This window comes from Micromonospora sp. WMMD1155 (assembly GCF_029581275.1).
GTDB lineage: Bacteria > Actinomycetota > Actinomycetes > Mycobacteriales > Micromonosporaceae > Micromonospora.
Genome location: NZ_CP120742.1, coordinates 1,780,633 through 1,804,417, shown reverse-complemented (window position 1 = coordinate 1,804,417; position 23,785 = coordinate 1,780,633). Strand labels below are relative to the sequence as shown.

25 protein-coding genes and 1 tRNA gene are annotated in these 23,785 nt (G+C 72.0%); 22 read left to right on the top strand and 4 right to left on the bottom strand.

All coding sequences use genetic code 11. The features are described 5' to 3' along the window. Positions 1 to 101: 101 nt before the first annotated feature. Positions 102 to 1,721 carry a DUF885 domain-containing protein gene (locus O7617_RS07960; RefSeq protein ID WP_282262538.1) on the top strand — a complete coding sequence of 540 codons (1,620 nt, stop codon included), beginning with the start codon at positions 102 to 104 and terminating at the stop codon, positions 1,719 to 1,721. 13 nt (positions 1,722 to 1,734) lie between these two features. Here O7617_RS07960 and nudC read toward each other — a convergent pair whose 3' ends face one another. Next, a complete protein-coding gene (gene nudC / locus O7617_RS07955) occupies positions 1,735 to 2,595 on the bottom strand; it encodes an NAD(+) diphosphatase (RefSeq protein WP_282262537.1) in 861 nt (286 codons plus the stop codon). Further along, positions 2,592 to 3,284, bottom strand: a complete 693-nt coding sequence (locus O7617_RS07950; protein WP_282262536.1) for a hypothetical protein — start codon at positions 3,282 to 3,284, stop codon at positions 2,592 to 2,594. Before O7617_RS07950 ends, nudC begins: the two co-directional genes overlap by 4 nt. 213 nt (positions 3,285 to 3,497) lie before the next feature. On the opposite strand from O7617_RS07950, the gene eno reads away from it, so the two are divergent. From eno to O7617_RS07865, 17 genes are all read left to right on the top strand, one after another. Continuing rightward, positions 3,498 to 4,781: a phosphopyruvate hydratase gene (gene eno, locus O7617_RS07945; RefSeq protein ID WP_282262535.1), complete on the top strand. Its 1,284-nt coding sequence runs from the start codon at positions 3,498 to 3,500 to the stop codon at positions 4,779 to 4,781. 78 nt (positions 4,782 to 4,859) lie between these two features. Next, positions 4,860 to 5,501 (top strand): septum formation initiator family protein, encoded by a 642-nt coding sequence (locus tag O7617_RS07940; protein WP_282264671.1) that lies wholly within the window; start codon positions 4,860 to 4,862, stop codon positions 5,499 to 5,501. Positions 5,502 to 5,535: 34 nt separating this feature from the next. Further along, on the top strand, positions 5,536 to 6,093 hold the full coding sequence (locus O7617_RS07935; protein ID WP_282262534.1) for a DUF501 domain-containing protein: 558 nt from the start codon (positions 5,536 to 5,538) through the stop codon (positions 6,091 to 6,093). After that, the gene (locus O7617_RS07930) at positions 6,090 to 6,611 is read left to right on the top strand and encodes an amino-acid N-acetyltransferase (RefSeq protein WP_282262533.1); all 522 of its coding nucleotides are present in this window, start codon (positions 6,090 to 6,092) and stop codon (positions 6,609 to 6,611) included. Before O7617_RS07935 ends, O7617_RS07930 begins: the two co-directional genes overlap by 4 nt. 50 nt (positions 6,612 to 6,661) lie before the next feature. Beyond that, positions 6,662 to 7,603 (top strand): Ppx/GppA phosphatase family protein, encoded by a 942-nt coding sequence (locus O7617_RS07925; protein WP_282264670.1) that lies wholly within the window; start codon positions 6,662 to 6,664, stop codon positions 7,601 to 7,603. Positions 7,604 to 7,803: 200 nt separating this feature from the next. Further along, the gene (locus O7617_RS07920) at positions 7,804 to 8,229 is read left to right on the top strand and encodes a peptidoglycan-binding domain-containing protein (protein ID WP_282262532.1); all 426 of its coding nucleotides are present in this window, start codon (positions 7,804 to 7,806) and stop codon (positions 8,227 to 8,229) included. A 121-nt stretch (positions 8,230 to 8,350) separates the two neighbouring features. Then, positions 8,351 to 8,683, top strand: a complete 333-nt coding sequence (locus tag O7617_RS07915) for a PadR family transcriptional regulator (RefSeq protein WP_109820301.1) — start codon at positions 8,351 to 8,353, stop codon at positions 8,681 to 8,683. Beyond that, positions 8,680 to 9,714 carry a hypothetical protein gene (locus O7617_RS07910; RefSeq protein ID WP_282262527.1) on the top strand — a complete coding sequence of 345 codons (1,035 nt, stop codon included), beginning with the start codon at positions 8,680 to 8,682 and terminating at the stop codon, positions 9,712 to 9,714. Before O7617_RS07915 ends, O7617_RS07910 begins: the two co-directional genes overlap by 4 nt. Positions 9,715 to 9,845: 131 nt before the next feature. Continuing rightward, a complete protein-coding gene (locus O7617_RS07905; protein WP_282262525.1) occupies positions 9,846 to 10,562 on the top strand; it encodes a hypothetical protein in 717 nt (238 codons plus the stop codon). Positions 10,563 to 10,775: 213 nt separating this feature from the next. After that, complete coding sequence (locus O7617_RS07900; RefSeq protein ID WP_282262524.1) at positions 10,776 to 11,462, top strand: dienelactone hydrolase family protein; 687 nt, start codon at positions 10,776 to 10,778, stop codon at positions 11,460 to 11,462. A 19-nt stretch (positions 11,463 to 11,481) separates the two neighbouring features. Next, entirely contained in the window at positions 11,482 to 12,195 is a 714-nt protein-coding gene (locus O7617_RS07895; RefSeq protein ID WP_282262523.1) for a uracil-DNA glycosylase, read from the top strand. A gap of 20 nt (positions 12,196 to 12,215) precedes the next feature. Further along, entirely contained in the window at positions 12,216 to 13,004 is a 789-nt protein-coding gene (locus tag O7617_RS07890; RefSeq protein WP_282262521.1) for a DUF4129 domain-containing protein, read from the top strand. Further along, positions 13,001 to 13,585: a hypothetical protein gene (locus tag O7617_RS07885; RefSeq protein WP_282262520.1), complete on the top strand. Its 585-nt coding sequence runs from the start codon at positions 13,001 to 13,003 to the stop codon at positions 13,583 to 13,585. The genes O7617_RS07890 and O7617_RS07885 overlap by 4 nt, the downstream gene beginning before the upstream one ends. After that, the gene (locus tag O7617_RS07880; protein WP_282262519.1) at positions 13,585 to 14,592 is read left to right on the top strand and encodes a MoxR family ATPase; all 1,008 of its coding nucleotides are present in this window, start codon (positions 13,585 to 13,587) and stop codon (positions 14,590 to 14,592) included. Before O7617_RS07885 ends, O7617_RS07880 begins: the two co-directional genes overlap by 1 nt. Beyond that, the gene (locus O7617_RS07875) at positions 14,592 to 16,022 is read left to right on the top strand and encodes a DUF58 domain-containing protein (protein ID WP_282262517.1); all 1,431 of its coding nucleotides are present in this window, start codon (positions 14,592 to 14,594) and stop codon (positions 16,020 to 16,022) included. The genes O7617_RS07880 and O7617_RS07875 overlap by 1 nt, the downstream gene beginning before the upstream one ends. Before the next feature lie 52 nt (positions 16,023 to 16,074). Continuing rightward, positions 16,075 to 16,638 (top strand): hypothetical protein, encoded by a 564-nt coding sequence (locus tag O7617_RS07870; RefSeq protein WP_282262515.1) that lies wholly within the window; start codon positions 16,075 to 16,077, stop codon positions 16,636 to 16,638. A 102-nt stretch (positions 16,639 to 16,740) separates the two neighbouring features. Then, positions 16,741 to 18,072, top strand: coding sequence for an NAD(P)/FAD-dependent oxidoreductase (locus O7617_RS07865; RefSeq protein WP_282262514.1), 1,332 nt, complete (start codon positions 16,741 to 16,743; stop codon positions 18,070 to 18,072). A gap of 69 nt (positions 18,073 to 18,141) precedes the next feature. On the opposite strand, the gene O7617_RS07860 is transcribed toward O7617_RS07865, so the two are convergent. Continuing rightward, positions 18,142 to 19,992 (bottom strand): hypothetical protein, encoded by a 1,851-nt coding sequence (locus O7617_RS07860; RefSeq protein ID WP_282262511.1) that lies wholly within the window; start codon positions 19,990 to 19,992, stop codon positions 18,142 to 18,144. 101 nt (positions 19,993 to 20,093) lie between these two features. Here O7617_RS07860 and O7617_RS07855 point away from each other — a divergent pair. The 4 genes from O7617_RS07855 (at position 20,094) to O7617_RS07840 (ending at position 22,431) form a co-directional block, all read left to right on the top strand. After that, positions 20,094 to 20,174 (top strand) — tRNA-Leu (locus O7617_RS07855). Positions 20,175 to 20,274: 100 nt separating this feature from the next. Then, positions 20,275 to 21,090, top strand: a complete 816-nt coding sequence (locus tag O7617_RS07850; protein ID WP_282262509.1) for a Bax inhibitor-1/YccA family protein — start codon at positions 20,275 to 20,277, stop codon at positions 21,088 to 21,090. A 143-nt stretch (positions 21,091 to 21,233) separates the two neighbouring features. Next, positions 21,234 to 21,992: a Bax inhibitor-1/YccA family protein gene (locus O7617_RS07845; RefSeq protein ID WP_282262507.1), complete on the top strand. Its 759-nt coding sequence runs from the start codon at positions 21,234 to 21,236 to the stop codon at positions 21,990 to 21,992. A gap of 118 nt (positions 21,993 to 22,110) precedes the next feature. Then, complete coding sequence (locus tag O7617_RS07840; RefSeq protein ID WP_282262505.1) at positions 22,111 to 22,431, top strand: hypothetical protein; 321 nt, start codon at positions 22,111 to 22,113, stop codon at positions 22,429 to 22,431. An 83-nt stretch (positions 22,432 to 22,514) separates the two neighbouring features. Here the strand turns inward: O7617_RS07840 and O7617_RS07835 are convergent, their stop codons facing one another. Then, positions 22,515 to 23,777: an acetyl-CoA C-acetyltransferase gene (locus tag O7617_RS07835; protein ID WP_282262504.1), complete on the bottom strand. Its 1,263-nt coding sequence runs from the start codon at positions 23,775 to 23,777 to the stop codon at positions 22,515 to 22,517. Positions 23,778 to 23,785: the final 8 nt, after the last annotated feature.

The window sequence follows — 23,785 nt, the reverse complement described above, 5'->3', positions numbered from 1 at the left end:
ACAACGTCATGATCGACGGGGGTGGGCGGGGGACGGGCGGGCGTCGGCGTACGGCGGGCGGGAGCTGCGGCGTTGTCCGGGGTGGTCGGTAGGGTGGGCCGGTGGAAGCGTTTGGGGTGCTGGCCGAGCGGGTCGTCGAGGCGTTGCTGGAGTCACGGCCGGGGGTGGCCACTGCCGCCGGCGACCACCGCTTCGACGATCGGCTTCCTGATCTGTCCGCCGACGCGCTGGCGGCCGATCGGGCGATGCTCTCCGACGCGGCCAACGCGCTGTCCGAGCTGGACCCGGATTCGCTCGACGTGGCCGAGCAGGTCGATCACGCGCTGCTCACCTCCTTCGTGGACCGCGCGCTGTTCGAGCTGACCGAGATCCGGTCGCACGAGTGGGATCCGCTGCGGCACAACCCCGGAGCGCTGCTGCATCCGCTGCTGACCCGCCCGTACGCCCCGGTGGAGGTGCGACTGACCCAGCTCGCCGGTCGGCTCGCCGCCGTACCGGACGCCCTGGCCACCGCCCGCGCGACGGTGCGCGACATGCCGCGGATCCATGCCGAGACGGCGGTCGGGCAGTTCGCCGGCACGGCCGCGTTGATCCGCGACGAGCTGCCGGCCCTGCTCGCCCAGGCGCCGAGCGGCCTGGCCCGGGTCGAGCCGGCCGCCACGGCGGCGATCGCCGCGCTGGAGGAGTTCGTCGCGTGGCTGCGCACCGGTCTGGCCGCCGACACCGGCCCCGGGCGCGACCCCCGGCTGGGGCGCCGCCGGTGGGAGGCGCGGCTGTGGCACACCCTCGACACCGAGTTGGGCGCCGCCGAGATCCAGCGCCGCGCCTGGGCCAACCTGGACCGGGTCACCGCGGAGATCCGCGAGGCGGCCGTCGAGCTGGTCGGCGGCCCAGCCGACGACGCGACGGTACGCCGGGCGCTGGACCTGCTCGCCGCCGAGCACCCGAACGACGCGACGATCGTCGAGTCGGCCGGGGTGACCCTGGACGAGGCGACCGACTTCGTCCGCGCGCACGACTTGGTCACCCTGGTCGACGACAGGTGTGTGATCCAGGAGATGCCGGAGTTCGCCAGGGGTGTCGCGGTGGCCTACTGTGACGCGCCCGGCCCGCTGGAGACGGCGGCCGTGCCGACCTTCTACTGCATCGCGCCCACCCCGGCGGACTGGCCCGCCCAGCGCGTCGAGTCGTTCTACCGCGAATACAACGACCACATGATCCGCAACCTGACCGTGCACGAGGCGATGCCGGGGCACTTCCTCCAGCTCGCGCACGCCCGCCGCTACGTCGGTGGCACCCGGGTCCGTGCGCTGGCCGAGTCCGGCCCGTTCATCGAGGGCTGGGCGGTCTACGCGGAGGAGCTGATGACGGGGCTCGGCTTCGGCGGCCTGCCGGTCCGGTTGCAGCAGCTGAAAATGCAGCTCCGGATGACCATCAACGCGCTGCTCGACCAGTTGGTGCACGCCGAGGGCCTGCCCGAGGCCGAGGCGATGGCGTTGATGATCGGGCGCGGTTTCCAGGAGGAGGGCGAGGCGGCCGGCAAGTGGCGTCGGGCGTTGCTCACGTCCACCCAGCTCTCCACGTACTTCGTGGGCTACAGCGAGGTCGCCGAGGTCGCCGCCGCCCGACCGGCCGGGGTGTCGGTGCGCGACTGGCACGACGCCATGCTCGCCCACGACTGCCCGCCGCCGCGCCACCTGCGTACCCTGCTCGGGGTCTGAGGGTCCGCGCGGTTCAGGCCCGCGCGGCGGTCACCGTCGCGTCGATCAGCCAGCGGGAGATGGAGTACGCGGGCGGCAGTTCCGCCGGCAGCGCATCCAGGCCGAACCACCGGGCCTCGGTCAGCTCCCGGCCGTCGACCACCGGCTCGGCGTGCGGGTCGGCGGCCCGGGCGGTGAAACCGGCGAGCAGCACGCCGGGGCCGGAGATCGCCCACGGCTGGCTGCCGAAGTACGCCAGTCGGTCGACTGACAACCCGACCTCCTCGCCGACCTCCCGGTGCACCGCCGCCTCCAGTGTCTCGCCGGCCTCCACGAAGCCGGCCACCAGCGCCCACAGCCCGGTCGGTCCGGTGGCGTGCCGGACCAGCAGCAGCTCGTCGGCGCTACCGGCTCGACCGGGCCGGGTGATCGCCGTCAGCACCGCGGCGGAGAGCTGCATCGGGACGTACAGACCGCAGTCGGGGCACCGCCGGGCCGTCTCGGTGGGCAGGTCGGCCAGCTCGGCCCGGCAGGCGCCACACCACCGGTGGGTACGCCGCCACGTGATCACCGCCAACGCCCGCCCGGCGAGCGTGGCGTACGGCTCCGGCACCTCGGCGGCGAGCGACGCCCAGCCCCGTGCCCGCCCCGGGAGCGTGGTGGTGAGGTCGGTGGCCCAGGCGGGCACCCCGTCGAGCGTGCCCAGCGGCACCCAGTCGGTGTCGGTGGGCAGGTCGGCGACGTGGAGGGGACGGCCGTCGACGTCGGTCAGCAGCTTCGCACCGGTCACCGGCAGTGCCAGGTCACCGGCGGCGGGCAGCCGCCCAGGCCCGGCCCCGGGCCGGAAACCACCAGTGGGTGCGTCGAACGCCCGCACGACCGCCGGACCGGTCACGACCCACCCGGGCGGTTGTCCACGACTCCGGCGCCGGCCGGCGGGTCGAACGCGCCCTTGTCCACGGTCGCGGAGTAGCGGCTCAGCGCCAGCTCCGTCGGCTTGCCGTCGACCGGGCCGGTGAAGCTGCCGAGCACGCCCTCGGTGGTGACGCAGGCGGTGAAGTCACCGGAGGAGCTCTGCACGTCCACGCACGCGGCGTGGTGGCCGGCGATCGTGGTGTCGCTCTGCTTGATGACCGCCTGCGGGTCGAGCGCTGCGGCGGTCAGCAGCCCGACCACCACCGGCGGTGTGACCAGCCCCTGCTTGTTGGCCTCCCCGAAGAGGGTCACCGTGGGTTTGCTGCCGGGGGTGGGCGGGGTGGCCAGGGTGCACTCCGGTCGCGGGCCGGTGGTCGTGCACCGGGTGACGGCCTCCGGGGTGACGGTCAGTCGTCCCCCCGGATAGGTGTACGCGGAGCGCACCGGATCCTGCGCCTGCACGATCGCGGCACTCTGGCCGCCGGGTAGCTGGTAGTCGGCCGAGTAGGTCAACTCCAACGCCCGGTCGAGTCGGGCGGCGAGGTCGTTGACGAGTTCCGAGCGCCCCATGGCGGCTCCGGCGTCCTCGAATGTCTGACAGCCAGTGACCGTGAGCGACGCGATGACCGACACGGCGAGCATGCGGAGGGTGGTCGAGGCGGCGGGCATGCCGACCAGCCTGGTGGATCTGGTCCGCGCAGCGCAAACCCGTTGCCGGTTGACGCCCGGAAATCCGGGAATGTCCGTCAGTGCGGGGCGACTCGGGTGCGCGGGCGACGCCGTGCCGTTTCCCGTGGCCCGATACGCTGCGTTCAACACCTGCCTCAGCCGCACCGTCGCGGCCCACCCACGGACCGGATCACAACAACGAGGAGCGACTCAGTGGCAACCATCGAGGGAATCGTCGCCCGGGAGATTCTCGACTCGCGGGGCAACCCCACGGTCGAGGTCGAGGTCGGCCTGGACGACGGCACGGTGGCTCGCGCCGCAGTGCCCTCCGGCGCCTCCACCGGCGCGTTCGAGGCGATCGAGCTGCGTGACGGTGACGCCGACCGCTACCAGGGCAAGGGCGTGGAGAAGGCGGTCTCCAACGTCGAGGACAAGATCGTCGACCAGATCATCGGGTACGAGGCCAGCGAGCAGCGGCTCATCGACCAGAAGATGCTCGACATCGACGGCACCGACAGCAAGTCGGAGCTGGGCGCGAACGCCATTCTGGGGGTCTCCCTGGCGGTGGCGAAGGCCGCTGCCGGCAGCGCCGAGCTGAGCCTCTTCCGCTACCTGGGCGGCCCGAACGCGCACCTCCTGCCGGTGCCGATGATGAACATCCTCAACGGTGGCGCGCACGCCGACTCGAACGTCGACATCCAGGAATTCATGATCGCGCCGATCGGCGCCCCCACCTTCCGCGAGGCGCTGCGCTCCGGCGCGGAGGTCTACCACGCGCTCAAGTCGGTGCTGAAGAAGAAGGGCCTGTCGACCGGCCTCGGTGACGAGGGTGGCTTCGCGCCGAACCTGCCGACGAACGCGGCGGCCCTGGACCTGATCGCCGAGGCGGTCGAGAAGGCCGGCTACCGGCTCGGCAGCGACATCGTGTTCGCGCTCGACGTGGCGGCCACGGAGTTCTTCGACAACGGCACGTACACCTTCGAGGGTGCCGCGAAGTCCGCCGAGGACATGAGCACCTACTACACGAAGCTGGCCGACGAGTACCCGATCGTGTCGATCGAGGACCCGCTGGCCGAGGACGACTGGACCGGCTGGCAGACGCTGACCGCCTCGATCGGCGACCGGGTACAGATCGTCGGTGACGACCTGTTCGTCACCAACCCGCAGCGCATCGCCCGCGGCATCGCCGAGAAGGCGGCGAACGCGGTCCTGGTCAAGGTCAACCAGATCGGCTCGCTGACCGAGACCCTGGACGCGGTGGACCTGGCCCACCGGGCCGGCTTCAAGTGCATGATGAGCCACCGCTCCGGCGAGACCGAGGACACCACCATCGCCGACCTGGCGGTCGCCACCGGCTGCGGCCAGATCAAGACCGGTGCCCCGGCCCGTTCGGACCGCGTCGCCAAGTACAACCAGCTGCTCCGGATCGAGGAGGAGCTGGCCGACGCGGCGCGCTACGCCGGTGCGGGCGCGTTCCCGCGTTACCGTTCGGCCTGAGACGCTGCCGGGAAGCCCCGCCGCGGGGCTTCCCGACGAACTCCGTAACGCACGAAGCCTCGGGGGAGGGGTGTGACGATGCAGCAGCGCCGCACACCGGGTGGTCAGCGTCCCGCCCGTCGGCCGGGTCAGTCCGGTCGACCGGGCGGTGGCCGCTCCACGCGGGGGTCGGTGCGGGAGACCGGCGTACGCGCCGAACCCCGTGCCGCCGCCGGCCGGGCGCCGGGTGCCGCCCGGGGCGCAGAGGGCGTCCGCTCGGCGAACCGTCCGGCCGCAGCCCGGCGTACCGCTGCCGGTGGAGCCGTCAAACGGCTCGCCGCACCCCACCCTCGTCGCTTCACCGGTCGGGCCACCGTGCTGTTCGCGGTCCTGATCGCGCTCGCGCTGGCCTACACGTACCCGGTCCGGGTCTACCTGGACCAGCAGGCCGACATCGAGCGGATGGAGGCGGCCCAGGCGGCGCAGGAGGCGGAGATCGCCAAGCTCACCGCCGAGGCGGCCAACTGGAAAGACGACGAGTACATCAAGACACAGGCCCGGGAGCGGTTCTTCATGGGCGAGCCGGGCGAGAAGATGATGGTGGTGCTGTACGACCCGGAGGGCGCCGCCCGGGACGCCGGGAAGTCGGCCGGTTCGTCGCCCCCGGCCGGGCCCACCACCTGGTACGACACGCTCTGGTCGAGCGTGCAGGCGGCCGACAGCCAGCAGCCGGGCAAGTGAACCACCGATCAGCGCACCAGGAGAGTTGAGCACCGTGACTGTCGTACCACCGTCGGAGCCGGCTGCGGATTCCGTACCCCTGCCGCAGCGGGAGCCGGCCACCGAGGCCGACCTGGCCGCGGTCGCGGCGCAGCTCGGCCGGACGCCCCGGGGCACCCGGGCGGTCGCCCACCGGTGCCCGTGCGGCCTTCCGGATGTGGTGGAGACGACCCCGCGCCTGGCCGACGGCACACCGTTTCCGACGCTCTACTACCTGACCTGCCCCCGGGCCACCGCGGCGTGCAGTCGGCTGGAGTCGGCGGGGCTGATGAAGGAGATGGCGGACCGGCTGACGACCGATCCGGAGTTGGCCGCCCACTACCGCGCCGCCCACGAGGACTACCTGGCCCGTCGGGAGGCGATCGGCGAGGTGCCGGAGATCGCCGGTATCTCGGCCGGCGGGATGCCCGGCCGGGTGAAGTGCCTGCACGTGCACCTGGGGCACGCGCTGGGTGCCGGTCCCGGGGTCAACCCGTTCGGCGACGAGACGTTGGAGCTGGTCGAGCCCTGGTGGGCGGCCGGCCCGTGCGTGGACGTGCCGGCGGGCGAGTGAGCACGCCGACTGCGGACCAGATCACCGTGCGGCGGGCCCGCACCGGTGACGTCCGGGGCATCCGGCGGCTGGTGGACACCTACACCAACGACCGGCGGCTGCTGAGCAAGGCCACCGTCACCCTCTACGAACAGGTGCAGGAGTTCCGGGTCGCGGTCCGCGCCGAGGACGGCGTCGTGGTCGGCTGCGGTGCGCTGCACGTGATGTGGGAGGACCTGGCCGAGATCCGTACGGTCGCGGTGGACCCGTCGTGTCGTGGTCAGCGGATCGGTCACCGGCTGGTCGGCGAGTTGATCGACGCGGCCCGGGAGTTGGGCGTGGCACGGATCTTCGTGCTGACCTTCGAGACGCGGTTCTTCGGGGCGTTCGGCTTTCAGGAGATCGACGGCGCACCGGTGCCGCAACCCGTGTACGAGCAGCTCCTGCGCTCGTACGACGAGGGTGTCGCGGAGTTCCTGGACCTGGAGCGGGTCAAGCCGAACACGCTCGGCAACACCCGGATGCTGCTGCGCCTGTAGGCGGAGGCTGCTCGGCGGCCTGCCGTAGGGTTGCTGCCGTGACGACGCGTGTGGCGGCCATCGACTGCGGGACCAACTCGATCCGACTGTTGGTCGCCGACCTGCCCGACGACTCGGCCGGGTCGCCCGCGCCGCTCGTCGACCTGACCCGGCGGATGGAGATCGTCCGGCTCGGTGAGGGCGTGGACCGCACCGGCCGGTTGGCCCCGGAGGCGATCGAACGGACCCGGGTGGCGTTGGCGTCGTACGCCGCGGACATCGAGAAGCTGGGCGCGGACCGGGTCCGCATGTGCGCCACCTCGGCCTCCCGGGACGCCGCCAACGCGGCCGACTTCACCGAGATGGTGCAACGCACCCTCGGTGTCGCTCCCGAGGTGGTCACCGGTGACGAGGAGGCGCGGCTGTCCTTCACCGGTGCGGTGCGCGGGCTCCCGGCCGACGCGAAGGCGCCCTTCCTGGTCGTCGACATCGGCGGCGGTTCCACCGAGTTCGTCGTCGGCGATCGGGACGCCGGGGTGCGCGCGGCGATCTCGGTGGACATCGGCTGTGTCCGGATGACCGAGCGTCACCTACCCGGTGATCCTCCGACGCCCGAGCAGGTCGCCGCCGCGCAGGCCGACATCGCCGCGGCGGTGGACCGGGCGCTCGCCGTGGTGCCCGGCCGCGAAGCCGCCACCCTGGTCGGCCTCGCCGGGTCGGTCACCACAGTGGTCGCCATCGCCCAGAACCTCCAGGAGTACGACCCGGAGCGCATCCACCACGCCCGGGTGTCGTACGAGGCGGTCGCCCAGGTGACGGCGGACCTGCTGGGTCAGACCCGGGCGCAGAGATTGGCGAACCCGGTGATGCACCCGGGCCGGGCCGACGTGATCGGCGCGGGCGCGCTGGTGCTCCGCGTGATCATGGAGCGGGCCGGAATGCCGTCCGTGGTCGCCTCCGAGCACGACATCCTCGACGGCATCGCCTGGAGCCTTCAACCAGCGCCGCGCTAGCGGGCCGAGGACGCAAGTCGCCGATGTGGGGGTAACCAACCGGGTAGACACCGCCACATCGGCGAGGTGGCGTCCATCAACGCTCGGTGCGTCCAACTGCCGGGCAGTTATTGATCTCCGTCTTTGTTAGGGTGCACCGAGACTCAGTCCACCATGAATAAACGGGGGTGTACATGTCGAAGCGTGTGTCACGGCGGTTGGTGGCTGCGGCGCTGGTGGCGTTCAGTGTCGGGTCCTTCCAGGTGGTGACGGCCGGCTCCGCAGCGGCGGACCCGGTGTCCGTTCTGGCGACGCCGACCTGCTCGAAGTCGATCACCTATCAGGGTGCGTTGGTCCCCGCCTCGTCCACCAACTCGGTGAACTGCAACATGCAGCGCGGCAACGTCAGTGACGCCGTGGCACGTCTGCAGGACACGATGAATGACTGTTACCGCAGCGCGCTGACCAGGGTCGGCGTCTACCCGCTGTCGATCGACCGCAACTTCGGCGGCAACACGGAGAAGGCGCTGCGGGAGGTGCAGCGGGTCGCTGGCACGTCGGCCGACGGGGTCTACGGTCCGAACACGCGCAAGGCGATGCTGCATGTCGATCCTGACTACGGCGACCCCTGCCGTCGCGTCAGCTGATTCCGGAGTCTCGGATTCGAGGTGGGTCAGGTTCGCCCTGGCCCACCTCGTCGTGTTCCGGCCGGGACGCGTTAGACGTGGTCGTTGACGCTACTTCGCATTGCACACTAGTGTCTAATGCGTGGACACCACACAGTTGCTGAAGGGTGTGCTGGACCTGGCCGTCCTGGCCGTGCTTCGCGAGGAGGACGGCTACGGTTACGACATTCTGCGCCGGTTGCGCGAAGCCGGCCTGGAGGAGGTCGGTGACGCCTCGGTCTACGGGACGCTGCGCCGTCTCTTCGCCGCAGGCCTGCTCACCACCTACGTCGTGCCGAGCGAATCCGGGCCGCACCGTAAGTACTACTCACTCAACGCCGCGGGGCGTGACCAGTTGACCCGCTCCGGCAAGCTCTGGCGCTCGTTCGCCACCACAATGGACAGTCTGCTCGACGATCGGGGGCTGGCGGCATGACCGTCACGGAGCAGGAGATCACCGACTACGTGGCACGGGTCCGGGCCGCTCTGGCCGACCTGCCGCCCACCCAACGCGACGAGCTGACCGAGGACCTCGCCGACCATCTCGCCGAGGTCGCCGCCGAGTCCGAGGGCACGCTCGTCGAGCGCTTGGGCGAGCCGGAGACGTACGCCGCCGAACTGCGCTCTGCGGCCGGCGCCGCCAGCGCCAGTGGACGCAACCTCGACCAGCGGGTCGCCACCGCGATGGTCCGGGTCCGCGCCCGGCTGCGCGCGGTCGACGTCCGAATCGGCCCGACGCTCGGGTACGAGACGGCGAGCGAGTTCCTGCGCCTGCTGCGGCCCGCCTGGTGGGTGCTGCGCGGCTACCTGGCGGCGATGCTGGTGACGATGATCAGCACCAATGGGAGCTACGGGCTGCTGCCCCGGTTCGGGGGAGAACTGCTCGCCGGCCTGGTCATGCTCGTCGCGTTCGTGCTCGTCTCCATCTGGATCGGCCGTCGATCCGCCCGGTTGGCCGGCTGGCCACGATGGGCGCTGCACGGCGGCACGTTCGTCCTGGTGGTGTTCGCCCTCGCGGCACTCGGCCACGTGGAGGACCGCCTCGACCGCGACTACTACTACGACCAGACCTCGGTGGACAGCCAGTACAGCCAGATCCGGGACGTCTTCGTCTACGACCGTGAGGGTCGGCTGGTGGAGAACGCGCGACTCTTCGACCAGAACGGCAACCCGATCCGACTGGGCTATCCGGACTGCGGGAGTCAGATCGACGAGTACGGCAACCCGCTGCTGCGGCCGTACCCGTACTGCCCGGAGCAGGCGCCCTTCGGGCCCCGCGCCCCGGGGGCGACCGTTCCGCTCACGCCACCGGCCGCTCCGCTGACGACGCCCACCGCCACGCCGGAGCCGAGCGCCAACCCGGGTACGCCGGGCGCGCCACAGCCGAGCGGGACGGTCACCGGCGTGCCTCCGGCTGACCCCACCGGGGCACCGAGTGGGACGCCGACACCGACCCCGACGAGCTGAGCCACGGGTGTGAACTGGATCATGCGGTCGAAGCTGGGAAATGGCTGAACGGACGAGGGGAGCGGGACGGCACCGGAAATCAATGATCGTTACGGTGTCGTCTGCTCATCAACCCCTCGGAAGGAACCACCGTGCCAGAGCAGGTCGCACCGCCCTCCGCGCCCGACGCCGCAGCATCCCAGCCGGCCGTCGAGACGCCGCAGCCGACGTCGGCCCAGCCGCAGACGGCCACGTCGGACGGGCCCGCGTCGGACGCGACCGCGCCCAACACCGCCGCGCCAGACGCGACCGCACCGACCGCACCCGCGCCGACCGCACCTGACGCGACCGCGCCTGACGCGACCGCACCGACCGCACCTGACGCGACCGCACCTGACGCGACCGCACCGAACAGCCCCGCTCCGGACGCGGCCGTCCCGGCCGGGACGGAGTCGGATGCGGCCAAGCCGGAGGCGGAGAAGTCCGGCGGCAAGAAGGCGCTGGGCATCATCGGCGCGATCCTCGCTGTCGTCGTCATCGCCGGCCTGAAGTTCGGCATCGCCTCGGCGATCGGCAACTACTTCAACAAGGACGAGACGGCTGACGCCAAGGTCGGCGACTGCATCGCCGAGCTGCCCGAGGTCACCGGGACCGAGCAGGAGGAGGTCAAGGGCGCCAAGGTCGTGTCCTGCACCTCCACCGACGCCGCGTACGCCGTGGTCGGTCGGGTGAACGACCAGAGCCAGGCTCAGGCCCAGGCCGGCACCGCCTGCGACCAGTTCTTCAAGGAGGGCGAGGAGGGGTACGTCTTCTCCAGCATCGAGCCGGGCAAGACGGGCTACGTCCTCTGCCTGACCAAGAAGGTTTGACCACGAAGGCCTGACCAGGGCGATCGGCCGGCATCGACGGCGGCGGGAGCGGATCCCGCCGCCGTCGGCGTACCCGCAGTCACCAGTCGGCGAACAGGAGGTGAATGCCACTGTTCCGGCGTCTTCCCGACGGCCGCGCGGCGTGGCAGGCTACCGGCACGTAGGACCACTGGGCGACCAGCCAACGATGACTGACCGCTAGGAGGACGGCCCATGGGCGAGATGGTGAGCTACCGCAGCAACGGGGGCGCGAGCGAGGGGTATCTCGCGATACCCGCCAGCGGAACGGCCAGCCCTGCCGTCGTCGTCATCCAGGAGTGGTGGGGCCTCGTCCCGCACATCCGCTCGGTGGCGGACCGGTTCGCCGAGGCCGGCTTCGTCGCCCTCGCCCCGGACTTCTACCACGGTGAGACGACCAGCGAACCCGACGAGGCGCAGCGACTCCTGATGGCGATGCGTATGGACGAGGCGGCGAAGGACATCGCCGGCGCGGCCGACTATCTCGCCGGGCGGCCCGAGGTCACCGGTAAGGTCGGTGCCGTGGGCTTCTGCGCCGGTGGCAGCCTCGCCCTCTGGTCGGCCACCATCTCCGAGCGGATCGTCGCCACCGCCGGCTTCTATCCCGTGCTGCCCTGGGAGTCGATGCGTCCCGACTGGGCGGACTACGCCGGGAAGGCCGCGGTCATCCACTGCTCCGAAGAGGACGGCACGTCGGCGGCCGAGGGCGTACAAGCCGCGCGCCGGGCCATCGAGGAGGCCGGTGGCGACTGCCACCTCTACGACTACCCGGGCACGTCGCACGCCTTCTTCAACGACGACCGGCCGGAGGCGTTCGACCAGCGCGCCGCCGCCACGGCCTTCGCCCGCACCCTGGAACTCTTCCGGGCCAAGCTTGGCTGAGTCGCGTACCCCGGCACAGGTGGTCGCCCGCGCAGCGCGGGCGACCGACCTGGCCGACCTCGACGCGGGCGTCAGCGACTGTTTCGCCTGTCCCCGGCTGGTCCGGTGGCGGGAGGAGGTGGCCCGCACCCGCCGGGCCGCCTTCCGCGACCAGGAATACTGGGGTCGGCCGGTGCCGGGCTTCGGTGCCGTCGACGCGCGGATCGCGATCCTCGGGTTGGCGCCCGCCGCACACGGCGGCAACCGCACCGGTCGGATCTTCACCGGCGACCGCTCCGGTGACGTGCTGTTCGCCGCGCTGCACCGGGCCGGGCTGGCCAACCAACCGACGAGCGTCGCCGCCGACGACGGGCTCGCGCTGCGCGACCTTCGGATCTTCTCGGCCGTCCGATGCGCGCCGCCGGACAACAAGCCGACCCCCCAGGAACGGGACACCTGCGCGCCCTGGCTGCACCGCGAGGTCGCGCTGATCCGGCCCACGCTGCGCGTCGTGGTCGCGCTGGGAGCGTTCGCCTGGGCCGCGTGGTGGCCGGTGCTCCGTCAGGTGTACGGGCTGCGCCCGCCCAGCCCGCGACCGGCGTTCGGTCATGGGGCACACTGGTCCGGCACAGCCGCTCCGGACCTGCTGGGCAGCTACCACGTCAGCCAGCAGAACACCTTCACCGGGCGGTTGACGCCAAAGATGCTGGACGACGTCTTCGACCAGGCAAAACAGCTGGCCGGGGTGGCCTGAGAACGCGTGGGGCGGTGGCGATGACAGACGGAACACGCCCACCCGCGCCGTCACCGGCCGTCGAGACCGGTGTGTTGCGCCCGGCGCTCGGCCTGCTTCGTCGGTGGTGGCCGGTCGCCGCGGTCGCCGTGCTGCTCGGCGGCGCCGCGATGGCGTCCGCCAACTCGTCGCTCGGGACCAGCCGGATCCCGCCGGCCGCGGAGAACGTCCCCTGGGTGCCCGAGTACCCGACCGTCGAGCCGTCCGCGTCCATCCCGGTCGAGCCACGCGACGCCGGCGAGGCCACCCAGGCGCACATCCCGCAGTGGATCGCGACCGTGGCGATGGTCCTGCTCGGACTGGCCATCCTCGCGGCTCTCGGCTACCTGACCTGGGTGCTGATCCGGGGCGCGCTGCGTCGTACCACCCGGACGCTGCCGACGCAGCGGGCCCGACGTACCGCCGAGGGCACGGCCCGCGAGGTGGTCGCCGCCCTCGACGCCGGCCTGGTGGAGTTGGACGACCGGGACACCGACCCACGGGTGGCGGTGATCGCCTGCTGGGTGCGCCTGGAGGAGGCCGCCGCCGCGGCGGGAGTGCCCCGGCTCGCCGGCGACACCCCCACCGACCTGGTCAGCCGACTGCTGCGCGGCGACCCGGCGGCCGGCGTGCCGGCGATCGTCAGCGCCGACGTGCTGGCCGAGTTCGCGCACGTCTACCGGGAGGCCCGGTACGCCACCCGCCCGGTCGACGAACGCACCCGCGACCAGGCCCGCGCCGCGTTGCGCCGCCTGCGCGGCGAGCTGACCTCGACGGTGGTGACCCCGTGAGCAGCACCAGCATCGACGACCTGCTCGCGTTCGAGGAGGAGGCGGCACCGTCCGGTCCGCCGGAGCGCCGCTCCCGGTCGGGCCCCGTGCTGCGGATGCTCGGGTGGGCCGCCGCGCTGGTCGCGGTGCTGCTCGTCGGTCTCCGTGCGGTCGGCCTCCAGATCTCACTGCCGGTGCTGATCGCCGGTGTGCTCGCCGTCCTGGCGGTCCGCCGGGTCACCGCCCTGCTCGCGCCGCCACCCCCGTCACCGGCCGGTGCCCGGACGCCTCCAGGCGAGGAGGACGGCAGCTACAACTGGGGTGCCCGGGACGCGCTGCGGACCGCCATCAACCGGTGGGAGTGGCCCCTGGACTGGTCGGCGACCCGACCCGAACGCTTCACCGGCACGGTCCTGCCCCGGATCGGTGAGCTGGCCGACGAGCGGATGCGCCTGAAGCACGGCGTCACCCGCGAGTCGGATCCGGCCCGCGCCCGTGCCCTGCTGGGTGACCGGCTGTGGACGTTCCTGGAGACCCCGCCCCGCCGCACCCCGTCACCGCGCGATCTCGCGCTGATCGTCGCCGAACTGGAGAGAATCTGATGAAGGACGTGGACCGGAGCATCGCCCCCGCCGAGGTCGGTCACCTCGCCCGGGCCGTCCTGGACGCGGTCGGCACCGTCGTGGTCGGCAAGCGGGACGCGTTGGAGCTGGTCCTCGCCGGCATCCTCGCGGGTGGGCACGTCCTGCTGGAAGACCTGCCCGGGTTGGGTAAGACGCTCACCGCGCGCTCGTTCGCCCAGGCGCTCGGGTTGGACTTCCGTCGGTTGCAGTTCACCCCCGACCTGCTCCCCGCCGACGTCACCGGATCGTTCCTGTACGACCAGCGCAACGGTGACTTCACCTTCCGGGCCGGTCCGGTCTTCACCAATCTGCTCCTCGCCGACGAGATCAACCGGACGCCGCCGAAGACCCAGTCCGCACTGCTGGAGGCGATGCAGGAGAAGCAGGTCTCGGTCGAGGGTGTGACCTACAAGCTGGACGAGCCGTTCCACGTGCTGGCCACCGCCAACCCGATCGAGTACGAGGGCACCTATCCGCTGCCCGAGGCGCAACTGGACCGGTTCCTGCTCCGGGTCTCGTTCGGCTACCCGCAGCACGAGGAGGAGTGGGAGGTGCTCCGCCGCCGGATGAGCCGTCGCCGAGAGGAGGCGGACATCAAGGCGGTCGTCGACGCCGCCACGCTGCGCGCGATGCAGGCCGCCCTGGAGGACGTGGTGGTGGAGGACTCCATCGGCCGGTACATCGTGGCTCTCACCGCGGCCACCCGGGAGCACCCGTCGGTGCTGGTCGGCGCCTCACCGCGTGGTTCGCTGGCGTTGCTGCTGCTGGCCCGGGTACGCGCCGTCTTCGCCGGACGGGACTACGTGGTGCCGGAGGACGTCAAGGACGTCGCCGCACCCGCCCTGGCCCATCGGATCACCCTGCGCCCGGAGATGTGGTTGCGCCGGGTCGACCCGGCGTTCGTGGTCGGCGAGGTGCTGGAAGGGACCCCGGCTCCGGCGAGCGGCGCGCTGCCCAGCTACGCCGCCGGCGGGCCCCGGCACTGATGACCGAACCGACGGTGTCGAGCCCCACCGAACCGGAGCCGGCTGCCGGCTGGGCGCCCACTCCGGCGCTCGGTCGGGCGGTGCTGCTCGCCGGTCTGCTGCTCGTGGCGGGGGTGCTGCTGGGGCGGGTCGACCTGATCGTGCTGGCCGCCCCGTTCGCGCTGGGCACCGCGTACGCGCTGCGTCGCCGTCCCACCGCGCTGCCCCAGGTCTGGATCACCTCGGGTGACGACGGGCCGCTGGTCGAGGGCGGCGACGCGACGGCGGCGGTGAGCGTCGGCAACCCGGACACGGTGGACTACGACCTGGTCGTGCTGCGTACCCGGATGTCGCCGTGGTTGCGGATCCTCCGGGCCGGTTTCGCCCGCGACGAGCCCTCCGCCGACTCGTCGGCGAACGATGGTGAGTCGGCGGCGGCCGGCGGCACGGGTCGTTCCGCAGCCGACCGACCGTTCGTGACGTCGGTGCCGGTCGGTTCGGCGGTGGACCTGGAGTTGGCCGGCCGTGCCCTGCGCTGGGGCCGGCACCCGATCGGCCCGGCCGGCGCGCGGGTCGCCACGGCGGGCGGCCTGCTCGTTTCCCGCGCGGTGATCGTCGAGCCGGTCCGCGTGCGGGTGTACCCGCGTACCGAGCCGTTCGAGGCGGTGGAGGCGATGCCTCGGGCCGCCGGTCTGGTCGGGGCGCACCACTCGCGGCGTCCCGGTGAGGGTGGTGAGCTGGCCGGCGTACGGGTCTTCGCTCCCGGGGACCGGTTGCGCCGGATCGACTGGCGCGTCTCGCTGCGCGCCCGCCAGTTGCACGTGGCCGCCACCCTCTCCGACCGGGACGCGGAGGTGGTGGTGCTGCTCGACGTGCTCGCCGAGGCGGGCCGCTCCGGTGGGGTGGACGGTGCCGCGTCGGTGCTGGACACCACGGTCCGGGCCACCGCGGCGATCGCCGAGCACTACCTGCACCGCGGCGACCGGGTCTCGCTGCTGGAGTACGGGCCGGCGGCCCGTCGACTCCGCCCGGCGGCGGGGCGACGTCAGTACTTGACAGTCCTGGAGTGGCTGCTCGACATTCACGTCACGGCGTCTTCGCACGAGCCGTACGACCAGGTGTTCGGCCCGCAACTGCTCTCCTCGGACGCGCTGGTGGTGGTGCTCACCCCGCTGCTCGACGAACGGTCGGCGCAGATGCTCGCCCGACTGGCCCGGGCCGGCCGGTTCGTGGTGGCCGTCGACACGTTGCCGACCGACCTGGCGTCGCCGAAGGACCGGGGGTGGGCGGAGGTGGCGTACCGGCTGTGGCGGTTGGACCGCGAGGTCATGATCGGGCAGCTCCGGGAGCACGGCGTACCGGTGGTGCGGTGGGCCGGAGCCGGCAGCCTGGACCAGGTGCTGCGGGACGTGGCGAGGCTGGCGACGGCCCCGAGGGTGGGCGGCCGGTGAGCGCGAGGAGTGAGCTTGCGAGCCCCGCAGTCGCGAACGAAAGGGGGCGCAGATGATCGACGTCGTGACCGGGCGCGTCCGGGCGGTTCAGAACGCGGTGACCCGGATCAGCCTCGCTCCGCTGCTGGTGCGGTGCGCGATCTTCGTCGTCGTGCTTGCCGGGTTCGTCCTCGCCTTCCCCGCCGAGGTGCTTCCCGGGCGTCCGATCCTGTTCCTGACGGTTGCCGCGCTGTTTCCCGCCTTCGGCCCGCGTCGGGTGTGGGCGACGTTCACGACGTTGGTCACCATCGGCGGCTGGTTGCTCGCCACCGACGGGTACGGCCGTCCGGTGGCCCTCTGGCGGCTGCTCGCCCTCGCCGCCCTGCTCTATCTGGCGCACACCCTCTGCGCGCTGGCCGCGCTGCTGCCGTACGACGCGGTGGTGGACCCCGAGCTGATCACCCGATGGCTGCTGCGCTCGGCGGCGGTCCTGCTGGGAACCGCCGTGCTGGGGGTGCTGTTGTTGCAGGCCGCGGGCATGGGTGGGGAGAGCGGCCACCAGTGGGTGACGGTGCTCGGTTTGCTGCTCGCCGTGGGCACGGCGGCGTTGCTGGGCTGGCTGCTGCGGCGGCGGTGACCGCTGGTACGGGAGGGTTACGCAGGTCACAGGGGTTGTGCTCCGTCACAGATGGGGGGCGCGAGCGGGATTACCTGAGCCGGCCGGGGAAAGATAGACGACGTGAATCCGAAGCGGATCCTTGTGGTTGGTGCCGGGCACGTCGGTCTGTACGCGGCCCTGCGCCTGTCGAAGAAGCTCAGCTCCCGTGAGGCTGAGGTCATGGTGGTGGATCCCCAGCCGCACATGACCTATCAGCCGTTCCTGCCCGAGGCGGCGGCGGGCAACATCTCCCCGCGACACTCCGTGGTGCCCCTGCGGCGGGAGTTGAAGCGCTGCAAGATGGTGGCCGGCACCGTCACGCGGATCGAGCACGACCGCAAGGTGGCGACCGTGCAGCCGATCAGCGGCCCGGCCCGCGAGATCACCTACGACCACGTGATCGTGGCTCCGGGTTCGGTGTCCCGCACCCTGCCGATCCCCGGCCTGCACGAGCAGGGCATCGGGTTCAAGACCATCGGCGAGGCGATCTACCTTCGCAACCACGTGCTGGACCGGCTCGACGTGGCGGCCGCCACGCCCGATGCGGACGTCCGGCGCGCGGCGCTGACCTTCACCTTCGTCGGCGGCGGTTACGCCGGCATCGAGGCGCTCGCCGAGATGGAGGACATGGCTCGCGACGCCCTGCGCTACTACCCGGAGCTCAACCAGGACGAGGTCCGTTGGGTGCTGGTCGAGGCCACCCAGCGGGTGCTGCCCGAGGTCGACCGGGACATGGGCGCGTACACCGTCCAGCAGTTGATGAAGCGGAACATGGACATCCGGCTGGACACCCGGCTCGAGTCCTGCGTCGACGGCGTGGTGAAGCTCTCCGACGGGGACAGCTTCCGGTCCGACACGATCGTGTGGACGGCCGGCGTGAAGCCCTCGCCGATGTTGGACGCGACCGACTTCCCGCGCGACGACCGTCGGCGGATCACCTGCCTGCCCACGCTCCAGGTGGTCGACGGCGACCGGGTGGTCGAGGGCGCGTGGAGCGCCGGCGACTGCGCCGCCGTGCCCGACCTGACCAAGGAGCCGGGCAACTTCTGCTCGCCGAGCGCGCAGCACGCGGTGCGCCAGGCCGCCCGGATGGCCGACAACATCGCCGCCGTGATCCGGGGCCGCGAGCCGGTCGACTACAAGCACAAGCACGTCGGCAGCGTCGCGAGCCTCGGCCTGCACAAGGGCGTCGCCCAGGTGTACGGGATCAAGATGACCGGCTGGCCGGCCTGGGTCATGCACCGGACGTACCACATGAGCCGGATCCCGTCGTTCAACCGCAAGGTCCGCGTGGTGGTGGACTGGACGCTGGCGTTCGTCCTCAAGCGTGAGGTGGTCGCCCTGGGTCAGCTGCACGACCCGCGCGAGGAGTTCTCCGAGGCGTCCCAGCCGGTCGGCGCTCCCCGCGTCTGACCCGGCTCTGCTCTGAAGTAAGGGCCCCTTTCATCGGAAGGGGCCCTTTCTTCATGTCTGGACAGACCGTCAGACCCGCCAGGTCCAGACGTCGGCGATCCGCGTGGCCGGGCCGTAGAGCTGCTCCAGGGTCGACCGCAGGCTCTCCGCGTGTGGGGCGTCGTCGGACAACGCGACGCAGGAGGCGCCCCAGAAATCGGCGTCCCGGGCGGCCTGCCGGCGCTGCTCGTCGCCGATGGCCGGTTGGTCGCCGCGCCGGGCGACGTCCGCCAGCAGAGCGGACGTGGGCTGCTTGAAGGTGCCCATCGCGGCGGTGCCGCCCCGCCCGTACGGGCCGATGAAGAAGCCCTCCGGCAGACCGAAGGCGGCGTCGGCGGCGGTCGCCCAGCGCATCGGCCAGGGCTCCTTCGGCGTGGGCAGTGGCACCGGGACCAGCACCCCGCCGGGGCGTACGCACTGCCGCCAGTGCCCGCCGCTGACGAATTCCGGCACGTCCGGCCGTTCGGCGGTCGGCAGCGGGGTCGGAAAGATCGGCAGCAGTGCCGCGCCGACGGCGAGTGGCACCAGCCGTCGGGCCCGACCGGTGCTGCGCAGAGCCCGGTCGACCGCCAGCACCAGCAGTGTCGCGATGATCGGCAGTAGGGCCAGCGCGAACCGCATCGGCAGCGCGCCGTCCACCACCGGCAGCCCGCCGATCACGGCGTACGGGCCGGGGATCGCCGTCCTGGTGCCGCCGAACACCACCTCCGGGCCGAGGGAGAGCGCACCCATCGCCAGGCCCGCCACGACGCAGGCGAAGACCAGCCGACGTCGCCCGGCCCAGATCGCGCAGGCCGCGGCGACCAGGAGCAGGGGCCAACCCAGGAACGTGTTGTACTCGGCCGGGCCGGTGGTCAGTCGGGCCGATTCCGCACTGCCGGCCACCGACAGTGGGGAGACCGTCCACCAGCTGCTCAGGTCGGCGGAGAAGTAGGCGGGCGTGAACATGCCGTCGGCGACGCCCTGCGGGCCGGCGAACTGGAACCACAGCGGGTAGCCGAGCACCAGCAGGGCCAACCCGGCGGCGATGGCCAGCCCGCCGGCGAAACCTGGTAGCGCCCGCCGGGCCAGGTCCCGGTCCGCCACGGCGTAGCCGATCGCCATCACCAGCAGGGTGACGGCGGCGAGGAAGAGCACCTCCTCGCCGATGAAGACCTGCGCGGTGACCGCGGCGGCGAGCCCGGCGGCGGAGGTGATCATCCGTCGGCGGTCCGGTCCGTCGGCCAGGTCCGGGGCGGGGCCGGCCGGCCCCGGGTCGGACGCCCGCAGCAGCCGGACCACCAGCCAGACGATCACCGGCACCAGCCACTGGGCGGTCATGTGCAGGTGGCTGTTGGTCTGCGAGACCATTCCCGGGCCGAACCCGCACAGGGCCCCGCCGAGCACGGCGGCGAGCCGACGGGCCCGCAGCGTCCGGTGGAACAGCAGGTACCACGCGAGAGCGGTACCGGCGAGGTTGCCGGCGGCGAGCAGCGCGAAGGTGACCGGTGCCCCCAGCAGCAGGGTGACCGGCGCGAAGGCGATGCCGAGCGCGATCACCGTGGTGTTCGCCATCAGGTTGACGCCGTCCGGGGCATTGAGCCGGTCGCTGAGCAGGTCGAAGTCGCCGAGCAGCGCACGGGCGTCGACAGCGAGGAACCACTCGTAGAGAGCCTGGTCCTCCGGGTTGAGCGACAGGACGCGGCTCGCGGGGTCGGGCCACAGGCCGTGGGTGAGCCAGCCGGCCAGCACGACCCAGAGCAGAGCGACGAGCAGATCGCCCCGGTGTCGGCCGACGGCGGCCAGCAGCCGGGCGGCCCGACGCCGACGGTCGACCCGGTCGGCGAGACGGACGGCCTGCTCAGGGGCGGCGTCGGGGGCCGTGGGGGCTGCGCTGCTCACGGCATCGACCCTAATGTGGCCGACCCGACGGGGTACGCCGGGTCGCCGCAGACCGGCTACGGTGACACTGCACCGTGCGTGTCGGCGCGCCGGTGCCACCCGCCCGGGTGGTGGAAAGGCAGACACGGCCGCCTTAAAAGCGGCTGCCGAAAGGCGTGCGGGTTCGACCCCCGCCCCGGGCACTCTCACGCATTCTCATTCGTGATCACCAGGAGTCGCCTGCGCCGTTTACTCTTGGAGGGCACGTTCACGTGCACACGACCCCCTGAGGGAGGCCAGACAGTGAAGACCTCGAACCCGGTGCTCGCCCGGCTCGGCCAGGCGGCCGAGCGGGAGCGCTCCGCCGGGTACGCCCCGGCCGGGCCGTACGGACAGCCCGGCATTCCCCAGCAGTACCCGTCCCAGGCCGGTTACCCGGCGGCTCCGCCGACCGTGGCGCCGATGACCGTCGACGACGTGGTCGTCAAGACGGTCGCCCTGCTCGGCATCCTCGGCATCACCGCCGCGGCCGCCTGGGTGCTCGTGCCCGACCGGTTCGTCGGGACCGCGTGGATCGGCGCCGCGGTGGTCGGCCTGGTCCTCGGCCTGATCATCTCGTTCTCCCGGATGGCCAACCCCGCGCTGGTCATCGCGTACGCGGTCGTCGAAGGCGTCTTCGTCGGCATGGTCAGCAAGGCGTTCGAGACGGCGTACGACGGCATCGTGCTCCAGGCCGCCGCAGCCAGCTTCGGCATCTTCTTCCTGATGGCGATGCTCTACCGGGCGAAGGTCATCCGGGCCACCCCGGCCTTCGTCAAGGGCATGATCGCCGTGATGGTCGGTCTCTTCGCGGTCATGATGATCAACCTGGTGCTGGCGCTCTTCGGCGTCAACACCGGCCTGCGTGACGGCAGTCCGCTGGCCATCGGCTTCAGCCTGGTCTGCATCGTCGTCGCCTCGCTGAGCTTCGTGCTCAGCTTCAAGGAGATCGAGGACGGCGTCCGGATGGGCCTGCCGCAGCGCTACTCCTGGGTGGCCGCGTTCGGCATCCTGGTCAGCCTGGTCTGGCTCTACATCGAGATCCTGCGCCTGCTGAGCTACTTCCAGGGCGACGACTGACCTCGTCCGCACTGCCGACCGGCGCCCGTCCCCGCTGTGGTGGGGGCGGGCGCCGTCGTACGTGCCGTTTTCCCGCCGCCGCCGGTCCGCCCGGGGCAGAGTGACTGCAGGGGTACGCGGGCTGGGCGGCGAAGGAGGCGGCGGTGCGTAGCAACAACCCGGTGCTCAACCGGCTGGACGAGACCGGCCGGGTGGAGGCTCGGGTGCTCGGCTCCCGCGACGTCGAGCCGATGACAGTCGACGACGTGGTGGTGCGTACCGTCGGGTTGCTGCTCGTCACCGGCGCGGTGGCGGCGGTGTCCTGGGCGGTGATCCCCGACGCGGTGTGGCTGGGTGCCGCGCTGGCCGGCAGCGCGCTCGCCTCGATCGCGCTGGTACTGGTCATCTCGTTGCGTGCGATCACCAATCCGGTGCCGATCCTCGGCTACGCCGTGCTTCAGGGTCTGTTGCTCGGGGTGGCGAGCCGCGCCTTCGAGCAGGTCTATCCGGGCATCGTGGTGCAGGCGGTGGCCGGCACCTTCGGCGTCTTCCTCGGCATGGCGGCGCTCTACCGGGCCCGGATCGTCCGGGCCACGCCCCGGCTGGCCCGGCTGGTGATCGGTACGTTGCTCGGCATCGCCGTGCTGAGCGTGGTCAACCTGGTGTCGTACCTGATCTCCGGTCGGCCGGGGCTGGCGGTCTACAGCGTCAGCGGCGAGGTCGGCTGGCTGCCGTACGCCTTCTCGGTGGTCGCGATCATCGCCGGGGCGTTCAGCTTCATCCTCGACTTCGATCTCGTCGAGCGCTCGGTGCGGGACGGGCGACCCCGCCGGTACGCGTGGCTGAGCGCGTTCGGCCTGCTCACCGGGCTGGTCTTCCTCTACTGGCAACTGCTGCGGCTGCTCAGCTACCTGCGCCGCTGACCCGCATGATCGACTCGGTTTCGTGAAAGACGGGGTGGCCGAGGCGCGGTGATGCCCCGACTTCCAGGAGGCCGAGTCGATCTCGGCAGTGGCGCCGTCGGCCGTAGACTCGGCGGCGATGAGCGCAGCGGAGTTGGACAAGGTCGTGACGTTGCTGGTGCGTCAGGTCGTGCACTGGCAGCAGCCGCGCTGGGCGGCGGTCGCGACCGCCGGCAACGTGTCCCGCGCCGACCTGGTGCACCGGCTGGTGCAGGAGATCGCCAACCTGGCCGCTGACGCCGAGGGGGAGCCGCGCCGGACGGTCCCCCGGCTCGACAACGACCTGGCCCTACCCGACCAGATGCGGGTGGTGGTGGCGGACCTGTTGGCCGCCGGGGCCGACGACGAGGTGCTGGCGCGGGCCGCCGCCGAGGTGACGGCGACCCGTAACGCGCTCTGAGGCCGACTCCGGAATCGGCGGGAGCGCCCGGTGGTGTCCGACCGACGACGTCGGCGACGGACACCGACCTCAGGCGACTCGGCTCAGCTCAGCCGCTCCAGCACCATGGCCATGCCCTGGCCGCCGCCGACGCACATCGTCTCCAGGCCGATGGTCTTGTCGTGCCACTCCAGCGCGTTCAGCAGGGTGCCGGTGATCCGGGCGCCGGTCATGCCGAACGGGTGACCGACGGCGATGGCACCACCCATCACGTTCAGCTTCTCCTCCGGGATGCCCAGCTGGCGGTAGGAGGGGATGACCTGAGCGGCGAACGCCTCGTTGATCTCGACGAGGTCGACGTCGTCGATCGTCATGCCGGCCCGGCGGAGCGCCTGCCGGGACGCCTCCACCGGCCCGAGCCCCATGATCTCCGGCGACAGGGCGGTCACGCCGGTGGAGACGATCCGGGCCAGCGGGGTGAGCCCGAGGTCTTCGGCCCGCTGGGCGCTCATCACCACGACGGCGGCCGCGCCGTCGTTGAGCGGGCAGCAGTTGCCCGCGGTGATCCGGCCGTCCGGACGGAACACCGGCTTCAGGCCGGCTACCGCGTCGAGGGTGACGCCGGCGCGGGGGCCGTCGTCGGTGCTCACCACTGTGCCGTCCGGCGTGGTGACCGGGGTGATCTCCCGGGCCCAGAAACCGTCGGCGATCGCCTTCTCGGCGAGGTTCTGACTGCGTACGCCGAACTCGTCCATGTCGGGGCGGGTGACGTCGTACACCTGGGCCAGGTTCTCCGCGGTCTGCCCCATGGTCAGGTAGATGTCGGGCAGGTCGCCCGTCTCGCGCGGGTCGGTCCACACCTCGGCGCCGCCCTGCGCGCGTTGCTTGGAGCGTTCGCCGGCCGCGCCGAAGCGAGGGTTCTCCCAGCCGCCGCCGACCAGGGCCTGTGCCTCCGGGGGCAGTCCGTCGGAGCTGCCCCGGGCGTAGCGGGACACCATCTCCACACCGGCGGAGACGAAGACGTCACCCTCACCGGCCCGGATCGCGTGCATCGCCATCCGGGTGGTCTGCAACGACGAGGCGCAGTAGCGGGTCAGCGTGGCGCCGGGCACCGTGTCCAGACCGAGCAGCGTGGACACCACCCGCGCCATGTTGAAGCCCTGCTCACCGCCGGGCAGGCCGCACCCGAGGTAGAGGTCGTCGATCGTGGTCGGGTCGAGCGCGGGGATCTTGTCCAGGGCCGCCTGGACGATCGTCGCGGCGAGGTCGTCGGAGCGGACGTCGCGCAGGGACCCCTTGTGCGCCCGGCCGATGGGGGAGCGGGCGGTGGCGACGATGACGGCGTCGCGGGACGACTCAATCGGCATGGACCAAC